The organism is Janthinobacterium saanense, assembly GCF_014200675.1.
Classification (GTDB): Bacteria; Pseudomonadota; Gammaproteobacteria; order Burkholderiales; family Burkholderiaceae_D; genus Janthinobacterium.
Genome location: NZ_JACHCI010000008.1, coordinates 49,776 through 62,079 on the forward strand (window position 1 = coordinate 49,776; position 12,304 = coordinate 62,079).

At 59.3% G+C, this 12,304-nt stretch carries 13 protein-coding genes; 5 read left to right on the forward strand and 8 right to left on the reverse strand.

Annotated features, from left to right (window positions below; all coding sequences use genetic code 11):
• Positions 1–126 precede the first annotated feature (126 nt).
• Both HDE72_RS12930 and HDE72_RS12935 read left to right on the forward strand, forming a co-directional pair.
• Positions 127–573 (forward strand): Rrf2 family transcriptional regulator, encoded by a 447-nt coding sequence (locus HDE72_RS12930; protein ID WP_183741421.1) that lies wholly within the window; start codon positions 127–129, stop codon positions 571–573.
• A gap of 132 nt (positions 574–705) precedes the next feature.
• Complete coding sequence (locus HDE72_RS12935) at positions 706–1,350, forward strand: NADPH-dependent F420 reductase (protein WP_183741422.1); 645 nt, start codon at positions 706–708, stop codon at positions 1,348–1,350.
• Between the two features lie 7 nt (positions 1,351–1,357).
• On the opposite strand, the gene HDE72_RS12940 is transcribed toward HDE72_RS12935, so the two are convergent.
• The 4 genes from HDE72_RS12940 to HDE72_RS12955 all read right to left on the reverse strand — a co-directional run bounded on the left by HDE72_RS12940 (position 1,358) and on the right by HDE72_RS12955 (position 5,451).
• A complete protein-coding gene (locus HDE72_RS12940) occupies positions 1,358–2,353 on the reverse strand; it encodes an AraC family transcriptional regulator (RefSeq protein ID WP_183741424.1) in 996 nt (331 codons plus the stop codon).
• 71 nt (positions 2,354–2,424) lie between these two features.
• Positions 2,425–2,889, reverse strand: a complete 465-nt coding sequence (locus HDE72_RS12945) for a nuclear transport factor 2 family protein (RefSeq protein WP_183741426.1) — start codon at positions 2,887–2,889, stop codon at positions 2,425–2,427.
• Entirely contained in the window at positions 2,889–4,358 is a 1,470-nt protein-coding gene (locus HDE72_RS12950) for an aldehyde dehydrogenase family protein (RefSeq protein ID WP_183741428.1), read from the reverse strand. The genes HDE72_RS12945 and HDE72_RS12950 overlap by 1 nt, the downstream gene beginning before the upstream one ends.
• A 169-nt stretch (positions 4,359–4,527) precedes the next feature.
• Entirely contained in the window at positions 4,528–5,451 is a 924-nt protein-coding gene (locus HDE72_RS12955) for a LysR family transcriptional regulator (RefSeq protein WP_260176670.1), read from the reverse strand.
• 211 nt (positions 5,452–5,662) lie between these two features.
• Between HDE72_RS12955 and HDE72_RS12960 the strand changes: the two genes are divergently transcribed.
• A complete protein-coding gene (locus HDE72_RS12960; RefSeq protein ID WP_183741431.1) occupies positions 5,663–6,412 on the forward strand; it encodes an SDR family NAD(P)-dependent oxidoreductase in 750 nt (249 codons plus the stop codon).
• A gap of 80 nt (positions 6,413–6,492) precedes the next feature.
• Complete coding sequence (locus HDE72_RS12965; RefSeq protein WP_183741434.1) at positions 6,493–7,071, forward strand: DUF1993 domain-containing protein; 579 nt, start codon at positions 6,493–6,495, stop codon at positions 7,069–7,071.
• On the opposite strand, the gene HDE72_RS12970 is transcribed toward HDE72_RS12965, so the two are convergent.
• Positions 7,063–7,572: a type II toxin-antitoxin system YhaV family toxin gene (locus HDE72_RS12970; RefSeq protein WP_183741436.1), complete on the reverse strand. Its 510-nt coding sequence runs from the start codon at positions 7,570–7,572 to the stop codon at positions 7,063–7,065. The genes HDE72_RS12965 and HDE72_RS12970 overlap by 9 nt on opposite strands.
• Positions 7,572–7,901 carry a type II toxin-antitoxin system PrlF family antitoxin gene (locus tag HDE72_RS12975; RefSeq protein ID WP_183741438.1) on the reverse strand — a complete coding sequence of 110 codons (330 nt, stop codon included), beginning with the start codon at positions 7,899–7,901 and terminating at the stop codon, positions 7,572–7,574. The genes HDE72_RS12970 and HDE72_RS12975 overlap by 1 nt, the downstream gene beginning before the upstream one ends.
• Before the next feature lie 248 nt (positions 7,902–8,149).
• Between HDE72_RS12975 and HDE72_RS12980 the strand changes: the two genes are divergently transcribed.
• A complete protein-coding gene (locus HDE72_RS12980; protein WP_183741439.1) occupies positions 8,150–9,310 on the forward strand; it encodes an AI-2E family transporter in 1,161 nt (386 codons plus the stop codon).
• A gap of 4 nt (positions 9,311–9,314) precedes the next feature.
• Here the strand turns inward: HDE72_RS12980 and HDE72_RS12985 are convergent, their stop codons facing one another.
• Both HDE72_RS12985 and HDE72_RS12990 read right to left on the reverse strand, forming a co-directional pair.
• Positions 9,315–11,012 carry a methyl-accepting chemotaxis protein gene (locus tag HDE72_RS12985; RefSeq protein WP_183741441.1) on the reverse strand — a complete coding sequence of 566 codons (1,698 nt, stop codon included), beginning with the start codon at positions 11,010–11,012 and terminating at the stop codon, positions 9,315–9,317.
• A gap of 346 nt (positions 11,013–11,358) precedes the next feature.
• Positions 11,359–12,285, reverse strand: coding sequence for a DMT family transporter (locus HDE72_RS12990; RefSeq protein WP_183741443.1), 927 nt, complete (start codon positions 12,283–12,285; stop codon positions 11,359–11,361).
• Between the last annotated feature and the right edge of the window lie 19 nt (positions 12,286–12,304).

A 12,304-nucleotide genomic window follows, 5' to 3' on the forward strand; every position in this document is an offset into this window, starting at 1 on the left:
CGTTTAACAAATCAAATAGATCTGGCCTCATTTCCTGGCTAAGTCGGTGAAAATCTTGCCGTACAAAGTTTGACAGCACCACTTATCTGTAATAAAGTCACCAACACACAAACCAATCATCTCACCATGCCCACCAGTACCCGCTTCGCCGTTGCTGCCCATGTCCTCGCTGCGCTGGCTGTCAGTGGCGACAAGCCCTTGCGCTCGGAAGACCTTGCGTATTCCGCGAACACGGGTGCTGTCGTTATTCGTGGTTTGCTGTCGCGCCTGAACGATGCGGGGTTGACGCGCTCGCAGTTGGGGGCTGGTGGTGGCGCCATGCTGGCCAAGCCGGCGGCCGAGATCAGGCTGCTGGACGTGTATGCGGCGGTTGAGGATACGGAACTGTTTTCCGTGCACCGCACGCCGCCTTGTGAAAGCTGCGCTGTCGGTGGCAATATTCTCGATGCGCTGCAGCCTGCTCTGGCACGTGCGCGTAGTGCGCTGGAGGATGAATTGGCAAAAACGACCATCGCGGACATTGCGCTGGAAGTGTCGCGCCTGGGGAAATTTTCCATTCCATTGATTTGGTGATTTTTTTATTTATAAATGTCGATGTGTCGCAAACACACTATTAATATACGAACGACACATGCAAAGGACCGCCAGCCTGCAGGGGCGCTGGCGGCTCTTCTTTCCAGCCCCTTACATCCACAGGAGTACATCATGAGTATAGGTATTATTGGCGCAGGCGCCCTGGGTTCCAGCATTGCCCGTCTGCTTGCCAGGAACGGCATTGCCGCCACCATTGCCAACCGCCGCGGTCCGCAATCACTCGCGGCGCTGGTGCAGGAACTGGGGCCTTCCATCACGGCAGGGACGGTCGAAGCAGCGGCCAGCGCGGATATCGTTTTTCTCGCCGTGCGCTGGGCCGATGCCAGGCAGGCTTTGGCTCACTTGCCGGCCTGGCATGGACGTATCGTGATCGACGGCATCAACCCGGTCGAATTCCTCGATCCCGATTCGGCCGATGCCAAGGACCCCACCAATCCGCTGGCCGCTTATGGCATCAAGGCCATCGATCTTGGAGCACAGCATTCCAGTGAATTGATCAGCCAGTTGCTGCCTGGCGCGCGCGTGGTCAAGGCGTACAACCATCTCGATGCCAACGCTTACGCAGAAGCGGAAGTCAACGGTGGCCAGCGCGTGCTGTTCTATTGCGGCGATGACGCAGCGGCCAAGTCGGCAGTGCGGCAATTGATTGAAAGCACGGGTTTCTTCCCGGTAGACCTGGGTACCCTGGACGCGGGAGGCCGATTGGCATCGCTGCCTTTTGGCGCCTTGTCTACGCATAATTTCGTCAGGGTGTAAGGGCAACTCACGCTGCGGTGTTCGCCCGCCACCCCGCCGGCGTGACGCCTTCCCATAAATGGAAAGCGCGGGCGAAGGAGTTGACTTCCTCGTAGCCCAGCAAAAAGGCCACTTCGCCTATGCCCAGGCTGGTGGCTTTCAGCAGGCGGCGTGCGGACTGGTGGCGCACTTCGTCTAGCAAGTCTTGATGGGTGGTGCCCAGTTCTCCCAGGCGGCGCTGCAGGGTGCGTACGCTCATGCCGAGCGACTTGGCTATCTTTGAGATCGCGGGGCGCTCGCCGGCCATGGCTTCGACCAAGGCGTCGCGCACGTCGTCGACCAGGGTGCGGCTGGCGTCATTGTTCGATAGCGCGAGGTCCAGTCCCGGCAATAAAATCGCCAGGAATTGGGCATTGCGCTTGACCATGGGCAGCGCCAGCGCGGCCTCGTCGAACACCATCACGTCGTGCGGGGCGTCGAAGCAAATTTCGCAGCCGAAATGCTGTTGCAGCATGGCTTCGTGCGCGGGTGCACGGGTCAGTTCGATGCGGCGCGGCTTGATGGGCGTATTCGTACCTTGCTGGACGACTTTGACGATGCCTGCAAAGATCAGGTCGGTCAGCAGCGCGGGCGGTTCTTCATGGGCCAGCAGCCATTGGAAGCGCAAACGCGCTTCGCCTTGCGCAATATCAAGCCAGACTTTTTCCGGACAGACCAGGCGCTTGTAGCGGGCCAGGCGCTCCAGCCCTTCACCCAAAGTATTCGAATGCAGGGCGGCCAGCGAGGCCACGTTCTCTTCATCAGTCAGCGCGGCATGCCCTAGTTGCAAGCCAAGGCCAGGGTCGGCGGCGGTCTGCTCGACGGCGCGCCACAGGGCGAAAAATTCGGCCGTCGTGCCTTCCGGCCTGGCAACGTTGAAGCGCGAGCGCGGCAATTTTGCCAGGCGCAGGACGGCATCGACATCGAGGCCGGTTTGCGCAAGATGCTCGAACAGCACCATGGGTATGGGGACGCGGTCAGCCATCGTCTGTGTTTGAAAATAGTGGAAAAAGGCCAGCAGCAGCTACAGTAGCACGATGCTGCTGGCTATTCGAATTAGGCTAATGGGCGCTCGTCTACCCAATCAACCAGAAGTTGGCGTTCCGAGAACAGCCACTCGCCATCCACTTTCACGAAGCTGTCGTGATAGCGGATCGATGCAATCATCAGACGGCGCTTGCCGTCAGCCACCGTCACATGGTGCGCCAGGCAATAGGCCACGCCGGTGGCGGTGTCGCCCGTCAAGCTCAAGATCGTGCTCTGGCCGATGAAGTGGGTGGTGGCGTCGTACTGATTCAATGCCGCGAACACGGGGGCGAGGTCCTGGCGCGTGTGCAAGTCCATCGCCGGGGTCGGGTCCTTGGCGTTCATGTAGACCACGAAGTGGGTGTCTTCGGTAAACAACGCCATTTGGCCTTCGGCATCGCGGCGGTCGGCGCAATAGGCGTAGGCTTCGACCAGTTCACGGATGGCCAGGCGATCGGCTGCTTGCGCGGGGGAAATGGTGATGTGCTTGCTCATTAGAATGCTCCTTTGGATTCGAGGATGGCGCGTGGTTCCAGATATGCCTCAATGCCGTAACGGCCATATTCGCGGCCGACGCCGGAATGCTTGAATCCGCCCCAGGGCGCTTGCGGATCGTCCGCCATATTATTGATGACAACGCGGCCGGCGCGCAATTGGACGGCAACGTGGCGTGCGCGCTGCGTGTCGGCGCCGATCACGGCGGCGTGCAAGCCGTAGTTGGAATCGTTGGCGATCTGGATCGCGTCTTCGTCCGTGTCGTAGGCAATGATAGCCAGCACGGGGCCGAAAATTTCTTCCTGGGCAATCGTCATAGCGTTTTTCACGTTGACGAACACGGTCGGTTTCACGAAATAACCGGCTTCAAAACCTTGCGGATGGCCAAGGCCGCCGACCAGCACTTCGGCGCCTTCCTCTATACCCTTGCGGATATACGATTGCACGCGCTCATATTGATTGAGCGATACCATCGGCCCGACCGCCGTCTTGGGGTCGGCCGGATCGCCGACGGCAAACGCGCGCATCACTTCCTTCGTGACTTGCTTGACTTCTTCCAGGCGGCTGCGCGGCACCAGCAAACGCGTGCCGGCGGCGCAAGCCTGGCCGCTGTTCAGGAAAGCCATGATCAGGGCCGACGGTATTGCCTGGCCCAAGTCAGCGTCGTCCAGCACGATGGTCGGCGACTTGCCACCCAGTTCCAGGGTGATGCGCTTCATGGTTGCCGCGCCTTCGCGCATGATATGTTGACCAACAGCAACCGAACCCGTGAACGAGATCTTGTCCACGTCGGGATGACGCACCAGTTCTGCGCCAACCACGCCGCCGCGGCCCGTGACAACGTTGAGCAAGCCCTTGGGCAAGTCGGCCGCGTGCAGCGCTTCGAGCAAGACGCGGGTTTGCAGCGAGCACAACTCGCTGGGCTTGACGACGACAGTACAACCGGCGGCCACGGCCGAAGCAAGTTTCAGGCAAATGAACAGGGCGTTCGCATTCCAGGCGGTAATCAAACCGGCGACACCGACCGCTTCCTGGGTGACTTTGGTGGTACCCCAGCTGCTTTCCAGCGGCATGTCTTGCAGTGCAACTTCTGCCGCATGGAAGGCGTTGATGGCGGCTTCCACGATCAAGCGGGAAAATTGCACCACGCCGCCATATTCTTCCACCATGGCGGCGGTCAGCTCATCGACGCGCGCCGAGGTGGCGGCATGCAGGCGGCGCAAGATTTGCACGCGCTCTTCCTTGCCGGACTGGCTGTAGCTGGGGAAAGCGCGTCTGGCCGCGGCGATGGCGCGCCGCGTATCTTCCTCGTCGGCCAGGGTGGCGTGGCCGATGACGGCACGGTCGGTGGGGCGGATGATGTCGACCACTTCACGGCCGTGCGACTCGACGAAAGCACCGTCGATATAATGGGTGGTGATCGTCTGGACTGTATCTTTGACTGTATCTTTGGCAGCAGATGTGTTCATGGCAAACCTCTATGGGTTGATGGGCAGCGTAGGGACGAGAGCCCCGTAAAGTGAGCCCTGCTTGAGGCCCACTGACGGTGGACAGGTCAAGAGTAAAGCTGCCTTGCGCCACGCGCCAATCAGATCACGCCAAAGTTACATCGCATAGTGCCAAACTGCGGCAGCAGTCTCACGCCGTGAAGATCAATCCTTTTTCATCGCTAGCCAGCAGTTTCTGCAAGGCACCCTCGTTCAAGGATGGCTGGCTTTTGAATGCTTCCGCAAAGAAATCCATGAAAACGCTGGCCCTGCGCGGCATCAGCCGGGCGGCAGAATAGACGATCTGGATCGGCACCGGCTGCGGGCTGAAGTCGGTCAGCAGCAGTTTCACCTCGCCACGGCGCACGGCGTCTTCGAACATCCACAGGGGACCATAACCGATACCCAGGCCATCGATGACGGCCTGATGGACACCATCGAGCGTGTTGGACTTTAGGCTACCCTTGATCGCCACTTCCCCTACACTGAACAGCCAGGAGGTGCCGGAGGAAAACAAGGTATAAGCGATGCAGTTATGCTGCGCCAGGTCTGATGGCAACGTCGGCGCCCGATTTTTTTGCAGATAGGCGGTGCTGGCGACACACACGCGCTCGGACGCGCCGATACGCCGGGCACGCAGGTTGCTGTCTTTCAAGGTACCGATGCGGATAGCCAGGTCGACCCCGTCTTCCACCATATCGATAAAACGGTCGCTGATCTGCACATCGATCTCCATCTCGGGATGCAGTTCCAGAAATTTCACTACCCACGGCAGCAACTGGGTGCGGCCCAGCGAGGTGGGGCAACTCACTTTCAGCACGCCACCGGGTTTGTCTTCTCCACGGGCATTGGACTCGGCTTCGGCAATCGCATCGAGCACTTGCCTGACCTCCGCGTAGTAGCGCTCGCCCTCCGCCGTCATCGTCAGTTTGCGCGTCGAACGGTGCAGCAGGCGCGTAGCAAGATGCTGTTCCAGCGCCGCAATATTACGGCTCACATTGGGTTGCCCCGTGCCCAGCTCACGCGCCACGGCTGAAAAGCTGCCGGTTTCCACCGCGCGTACAAAACATTGCATGAGTAACAGACGATCCAATTGATGCTCCTTTAGCTATAGCCACTGTCATTTCCATGCTCATTCATGCCTTTGAGGCATAGGCATTATACGGCTGGATGGTCTTATCGGCGGGTAGCCCCGCCCCGATACTTGCTTCATGGGTAGCTTGGATGCAAGGCAAACCTGGCCCTCGCAAGCAAGCCCTTCACCTGACCATTACTGGAGTATTGAAATGAGCAATCTTAAAGGCAAAGTAGCCGTCATCACCGGCGGCAGCAGCGGCATCGGCCTGGCAACGGCACAACGTTTCGTCAAGGAAGGCGCGTACGTCTACATCACCGGCCGCCGCCAGTCCGAACTGGACAAGGCAGTCGCACTGATCGGCAGCAACGTCACTGCAGTGCAAGGCGACGTCACCAGCCTGCCCGACCTGGACCGCCTGTACGCCACCATCCAGGCCGAAAAAGGCCAGTTGGACATCGTGGTGGCCAACTCCGGCATCGTGGAACCAAAGTCCACCGCTGACGCGGACGAAACGCACTTCGACAAGACCTTCAACATCAATGCCAAAGGCGTGTTCTACACCGTGCAAAAAGCCTTGCCACTGATCAGCAAGGGCGGCGCCATCATCGTGATCTCGTCCATCGTCTCGTCCAAGGGTTTCCCTGGCTACGCCACCTACAGCGCCACCAAGGCGGCCGTACGTTCCTTCGTGCGCACCTGGACCATGGAGCTGAAAGAACGCGGCATTCGCGTCAACACCCTGAGCCCAGGGCCGGTCGACACACCGATGATCGACAGCCAGGCTGAGAGCAAGGAAGGCGCCGACCAGGTGCGTGCCTTCTTCGCTACCCAGGTGCCACTGGGCCGCATGGGCCAAGCGCACGAAATCGCGGCCGCCGCCCTGTTCCTGGCGTCCGATGAAAGCAGCTATATCGCCGGTATCGACTTGCCGGTAGACGGCGGCATGGCCCAGGTCTAAAAAGGGCCAGGCACTTGCGCCGACCAGGCGCAGGTGCTGTTTTGCCTACACGCACGACAATCAACATAACAGGAACCATCATGTCCCTCTCCATGTACGATGCCTCCATCCCGGTCTTGATCCGCGGCCTGGGCATCATGTCCGATTACCTCGACAAGGCAGCAGCCTATGCGGTCGAAAAAAATATTCCCGTCTCGGTGCTGCTGCAAGCGCGATTGGCGCCGGACATGCTGCCGCTGGCCGGCCAGGTGCAGCGCGCCAGCGACAATGCCAAGGGCGGCGCCGCCCGTCTGGCAGGAGTCAGCGGCCCCACTTTCGCCGATACCGAAACCACGCTCGAAGAGTTACAAGAACGCGTGGCCAAGACCGTCGCGTTTCTGGAAACCATCACGCCGGAACAGCTGGCAGGCAGCGCAAGCCGCAGCAACGAGCTGCGCTTTCGCAGCATCAATGGCGTGATGCGCGGCGATGTCTATCTGCTCAGCTTTTTGCTGCCGAACTTCTTTTTCCACATCACCACCGCGCACGACATCCTGCGCCACAACGGCTGCCAGCTCAATAAACGCGACTATATCGGCTCCGATAGCCTGTCCTACGTCAATCCGCCAGTGACCAGCTTCTTTGGCTGGCAACCGACTGGTGTGACCAATTCAAAATAAGGGGGTATTCGCCTTGCCAAGCTGGTCCAACCGGCTCTGCCCTCCTTGCGCTTCCGCCAGCAAGGCTAGCCAGTCGTCCGGCGGATGGCCGCTCTCCAGCATCTTGCGGAACACCCGGTAAGCATCATCGTCGCTTTCATAAGCGCGCTTGGTATCAAGATCGTTGACCCAGGCGTACACGATGATTTTGCTTTCCAGGTGGTAGCGAAAAAATAGCCGATATTGCTGAAAGAACTTGGCGCGGAACCAGTGCGTGTGATGGCCACCCAGGGTATGGCCCTGGCGGTATTCGGAGCGTGTCGGATCTTGTGGAATCACATCAAAAGCCAGCCTGGCGATGGCGGCAAGACGTTTGCTTGCATTCTTGTTTGCATAGCCCAGCGGATCTTTCAGACGCAAGCTTTCCACTTGCCGTATCAAGGCTTCCAGCGCGTCAAGAAACAAGGGATGGGAAAAAATAGTCCAGCCATTGACGACCAGCGGCTTGGTCCTCAGCGGCATTACTCGTCGTCCTCAAGCAAGGAGGCATCCAGATCGACGTCCACCTGACCGACCAGCGCATCAATACGGGCAAGCAAGGCCGTATCGACGGCGCTTATCCGCTCAGGATGCCGGGCAATGTCGGCCGCCAGAAAACCCAGGAATTGTCCCAGCACAGGATCGCTCTCATCGGGCGGCACGGCACGGGCAATCAGTACCGTGCCGTCAGCACGTATCGTGTATTGCAGCTTGTCGCGTTTGCCCAGCTTGAGCGCGCGGCGCACGGTTTCAGGAACAGTAGTCTGGTAACGATCTGTGAGCGTAGACTCGGCTTCCAGCGCAGCATTCATGGTAATCACCTCAAGGATAGGGATATGATCGATGGTAATGCAAATGCATTACCATGTCAATTGACATAACTCAGTGGCTTGAATTAACAGGTATCGAGGTAAATAATTTCCATGCCGCACCGGAGCATGGCATTTTGCTATTCTGCGGTATGATTTCCGGTCAAGCGGCTGTGCCCGGCACCTGCCCTGTCCGCCACTCTCTTCCAGCTCCGCCACGCTTGCGTAGCCATTCTGCCTAAGGAACTCTTATGTTCGGTTTTAACTTGCGTGTCGCCAAGATGATATGGACGACTTTCCTGGTCGCCCTGCTGCTCTACCTGACTTACCGTGTTTCATCGACCCTGATCGTGGTGGTGTTTGCCATTTTTTTCAGCTACCTGGTGTATCCGCTGATCGAATTGCTGGAACGGTATGGACCGAAGCGGCTGCCGCGCACGGCGGCCATCGGCATCGTATTTCTCGTCGTCATCTTGCTGGTGGCGATACTGGGTTCCATCTTCGGCACCCGTATCGAGGAGGAAGCGACCAAGCTCAGCGCGCAGCTGCCGACCTTGCTCAAAGGCAGTAACTTTGCCGAGCGCATACCCTTGCCGGAATTCATGGAGCCTCTGCGCGCCCGTTTGCTGTCGTTTATCCAGGAACAATTGAGCAGCGGCACGGGACAAGCCATGCCCCTGGCCAAGGAACTGGGCTTGACAGTGATGCATGCGGCCAGCAACCTGATCTATCTGGTGCTGGTGCCCGTGCTGAGCTTTTTGCTGATCAAGGAAGGCCCGGACATGCGCGACGGCTTGCTGTCGCTGTTGAACCGTCCCAACAAAAAATTATGGGGCGCCATCATCGAGGACCTCGACATCTTGCTGTCGCGCTATGTGCGCGCCTTGCTGCTGCTGTCGATCGCCACCTTCATTTCCTACAGCGTGGCGTTTTCGCTGCTGGGCGTACCGTACAGCCTGCTGCTGGCCGGCGCGGCTGCCTTGCTGGAATTCATACCGTTTGCCGGTCCGCTGGCGGCAGCCGTGCTGGCAGTCGTCGTGGCCGGTTTCAGCGGTTTCGACCATGTGTTCTGGCTGATCGGCTTTATCGCTGCCTACCGTTTGTTCCAGGATTATGTGCTCAATCCCTATCTGATGAGCGAAGGCGTGGAAGTGAGCCCGCTGATGGTGATCGTGGGCTTGCTGGCCGGTGACCAGCTCGGTGGCGTGGTCGGTATCTTCCTGTCGGTGCCGGTCATGGCGGCAATCAAGATCGTCTTCGTACGCGCCCGGGCAGCCTTGCAGCTGCGCCATGATGCGATGGAGAAAGCAGAACTGGCAGCGGCAGAAAAGCGGGCCAAAGAAGCCGAAAAAGCAGCGGAAAAAGCGGCGGCGCTGCAAGATACGCCTGGCGCCGCCGCGCTCGATCTCTGACTGTTTAAAACTCTTCCCACTCGCCGCTGCTGTCAGCCACCGGTTTGGCGGCACGCGGCTTGACCGTCAGTTTCCTGGCGGGACTTGGCAGCGGCGCAGGCGGCGCTGGTCTGGTGGAAACCAGCTTGCGCGCGGCAGGCGCCACGCCGCGGTGTCCGGCATCGACCTTGAAGATGCTGACCATCGCCGCCAGCTCTGCCGCCTGATCCTGCAGCGCGGCAGAGGCGGCCGCCGCTTCTTCCACCAGCGCCGCATTTTGCTGCGTCACGGTATCCATTTCCGCCACGGCCTGGTTGATCTGGCCGATGCCCATTTCCTGCTCGCGTCCGGCAGCACTGATCTCGGACATGATGTCGGTCACGCGGCGGATGCTGGCGACGATTTCTTCCATGGTGCTACCTGTCTGGCTGACCAGTTCGCTACCGGCATCCACATTCTGCACCGACGCTTCGATGAGCAGCTTGATATCCTTGGCTGCGCTGGCCGAGCGGTGGGCCAGGTTGCGCACTTCGGTGGCCACCACGGCAAAACCGCGTCCCTGCTCGCCCGCGCGCGCCGCTTCCACCGCCGCGTTCAAGGCCAGGATATTGGTCTGGAAAGCAATGCCATCGATCACACCGATAATGTCGGCAATCTTTTTCGACGAGGCGCTGATGGTGCCCATGGTGGTGACCACCTGTGCCACCAGTGCGCCGCCCTTGACGGCTACGTCGGAGGCGGACACGGCCAGCTGATTGGCCTGGCGCGCATTGTCGGAATTCTGCTTGACGGTCGAGGTCAACTCTTCCAGCGACGAGGCTGTTTCTTCCAGGCTGGAGGCTTGCTGTTCCGTGCGGCTCGACAGATCAAGGTTGCCCGAGGCAATTTCATTGCTGGCCGTGGCAATCGCGCCGCTGCCATCGCGTACGCCGCGCACGGTGTGCGACAAACGCTCCTGCATCTGGTGCAAGCCGTCCAGTAATTGCCCCATTTCATCGCGGCGCGTGATGACGATGGTATTGGCCAGGTTGCCTTCGGCAATCGCGCCGAAGTGGCGCAGGGCTTGCTCCAGCGGGCCGAAGATGGCGCGCAGCAAAAGCACGCTGGAAATGATGATGATCAACAGCCCCGCCACCATGCCGGCCATCGCCAGGCCCACTTGCGTGTGGTAGCGGGACTGGCTTTCGGCATACATCTGGGCGGTTGATGTGAGCTGGAACTGGGTCAGGGCTTCAGCCGCGTCATTCAGTGCACGGTAGAGCGGCGTGAGACCTTTCATCATGATGCGGTCCGCCTCTTCAGCTTTGCCTTCGCGCAAGGCTTTATCCAGCACCAGCAAGCCATTGTTGAGGTAATCGAGGCGCTTCCTGTCCATCTCGTCGGACAAGCGTTTTTCTGCCGGACTTTGCGGCAAGGCCAGATAGACTTTCCAGGCCTTGTTCGAGTCCGCGATGAATTGCGTTACCCGGCCCAGGGTATCCTTGACGTCACTGCCATCAGGGTGCAAGACCACGCGGTCTATCGTGAAACGGGCGCGCCCCAGCGCAATCTGCGACTCGCCGATTGCTTGGGTGGAAGCCAGTTGATTGCTGTACACCTCGTTCAAACTGGCATTGGCCGACTTCAGGCTGATGATGCTCATGGCGCCCAGGACGGCGATCAGCAGCCCCAGCACACTCATGGTGACGATCAAACGCATCTTTATTGTGATTCTGGAGAACATGCAATTTTTCCTAGCGTAAGGGCACAACCGTCCCCGCGTTTCTTGGGCAAAAAGAAACGTCAAGTAGACGTGGTTTTTTTGAATGACTTGTTCAGGACAAACTCGGTCGATGGAGCGTCTGCGGCAGCAGGGGGGAAGGCGGCCCGCTCAGATCGATAAGGAGAAAAAATATCGGGCAACGGGGTAGAGGTTGGCCCGGTTTTTATTTCCTGATTTCAAGATACAGGGAAAAATTCTCAGTAGCAATAATCACCATCAATTTTCACACATTGTCACAACGGACTGATGTTTTTTAAGCAGATTGGCGTTACGGGGTCGTAGCGGAACGCCATTTATGCTATCTAACTCAAAACATGCTTTGCCCAAGGCCCGACACGCTTGCACGCCGCGCAAACAAGGGCCGCTGCACCGTTTGCGCCAGCAGCACGCCCAGCAGCGAGATGCCGCCACCGATCAAATGATAACCATGCATGCTTTCATGTAGCCAGGCGATGGCCAGCAATGCCGTCAGGATGGGCAGCAGATTAACGTAGATGCTGCAACGGTTAGGCCCCAGCAATTTCACGCCCTGTATCCACAGAAACGATAAAACGATGGACGAGCCTATGCCCGCATAGGCGATCAGCGGCAAGGTGGTGGCGTCGAGCGCGGCGTGGCCAGCTGGCAGCAACAGGAAAAACGGCAGCATGCACAGCAGCGCCGCCAGGGCCTGGCAATAGATCATTTGCCAGGGCGGCACCGATAAACGCCAGCGGCGCAGCAAGACGCCGTACAGGGCAAAGATCAAGGTGGCCAGCAGCATCAGCCCATCGCCCGCATGCACGCCTTCGTGCAGCAGCGCCAGCACATCTCCCCGTCCGACCAGATACAGCAAGCCGCCAAACGACAGCAGACCGCCGGCCGCCATGCCCACCGTCAGGCGCTCGCCCAGCAGCAGCACGCTGAGAATCGCCGTCATCAAGGGCGCCAGCGCCGTGACGATGGCCATATTGGTGGCCGTGGTGCTGTCGGCCGCCCGGTACGACAGGCTCTGGAACAGCGCCATCGACATCAGGCCGCACACGGCCAGTTGCCACCAGTGGCGCTTCAGTACGGTGCGGTTGCGCCACAGCGGACGAACAATAAACGGCGTCATCACCAGCAGCACCAGCACCAGCCGGTAGAAAGTGATGGCCGTGGGGGCGATGCTGGAGGCGGCCAGCTTGGACACAATCACGTTGCCGGCCCACAGCAACATGGCAAGCAAGGGATACAAATACGCACGGAAAGGCATTTACAAGCTCCGGGAATGA

What these genes read in the sequence shown, in the direction of transcription:
- HDE72_RS12930 (WP_183741421.1), top strand. Translation starts at nt 127, where the DNA reads ATGCCCACCAGTACCCGCTTCGCCGTTGCTGCCCATGTCCTCGCTGCG.
- HDE72_RS12935 (WP_183741422.1), top strand. Translation starts at nt 706, where the DNA reads ATGAGTATAGGTATTATTGGCGCAGGCGCCCTGGGTTCCAGCATTGCC.
- HDE72_RS12940 (WP_183741424.1), bottom strand. Translation starts at nt 2,353, where the DNA reads ATGGCTGACCGCGTCCCCATACCCATGGTGCTGTTCGAGCATCTTGCG.
- HDE72_RS12945 (WP_183741426.1), bottom strand. Translation starts at nt 2,889, where the DNA reads ATGAGCAAGCACATCACCATTTCCCCCGCGCAAGCAGCCGATCGCCTG.
- HDE72_RS12950 (WP_183741428.1), bottom strand. Translation starts at nt 4,358, where the DNA reads ATGAACACATCTGCTGCCAAAGATACAGTCAAAGATACAGTCCAGACG.
- HDE72_RS12955 (WP_260176670.1), bottom strand. Translation starts at nt 5,451, where the DNA reads ATGCAATGTTTTGTACGCGCGGTGGAAACCGGCAGCTTTTCAGCCGTG.
- HDE72_RS12960 (WP_183741431.1), top strand. Translation starts at nt 5,663, where the DNA reads ATGAGCAATCTTAAAGGCAAAGTAGCCGTCATCACCGGCGGCAGCAGC.
- HDE72_RS12965 (WP_183741434.1), top strand. Translation starts at nt 6,493, where the DNA reads ATGTCCCTCTCCATGTACGATGCCTCCATCCCGGTCTTGATCCGCGGC.
- HDE72_RS12970 (WP_183741436.1), bottom strand. Translation starts at nt 7,572, where the DNA reads ATGCCGCTGAGGACCAAGCCGCTGGTCGTCAATGGCTGGACTATTTTT.
- HDE72_RS12975 (WP_183741438.1), bottom strand. Translation starts at nt 7,901, where the DNA reads ATGAATGCTGCGCTGGAAGCCGAGTCTACGCTCACAGATCGTTACCAG.
- HDE72_RS12980 (WP_183741439.1), top strand. Translation starts at nt 8,150, where the DNA reads ATGTTCGGTTTTAACTTGCGTGTCGCCAAGATGATATGGACGACTTTC.
- HDE72_RS12985 (WP_183741441.1), bottom strand. Translation starts at nt 11,012, where the DNA reads ATGTTCTCCAGAATCACAATAAAGATGCGTTTGATCGTCACCATGAGT.
- HDE72_RS12990 (WP_183741443.1), bottom strand. Translation starts at nt 12,285, where the DNA reads ATGCCTTTCCGTGCGTATTTGTATCCCTTGCTTGCCATGTTGCTGTGG.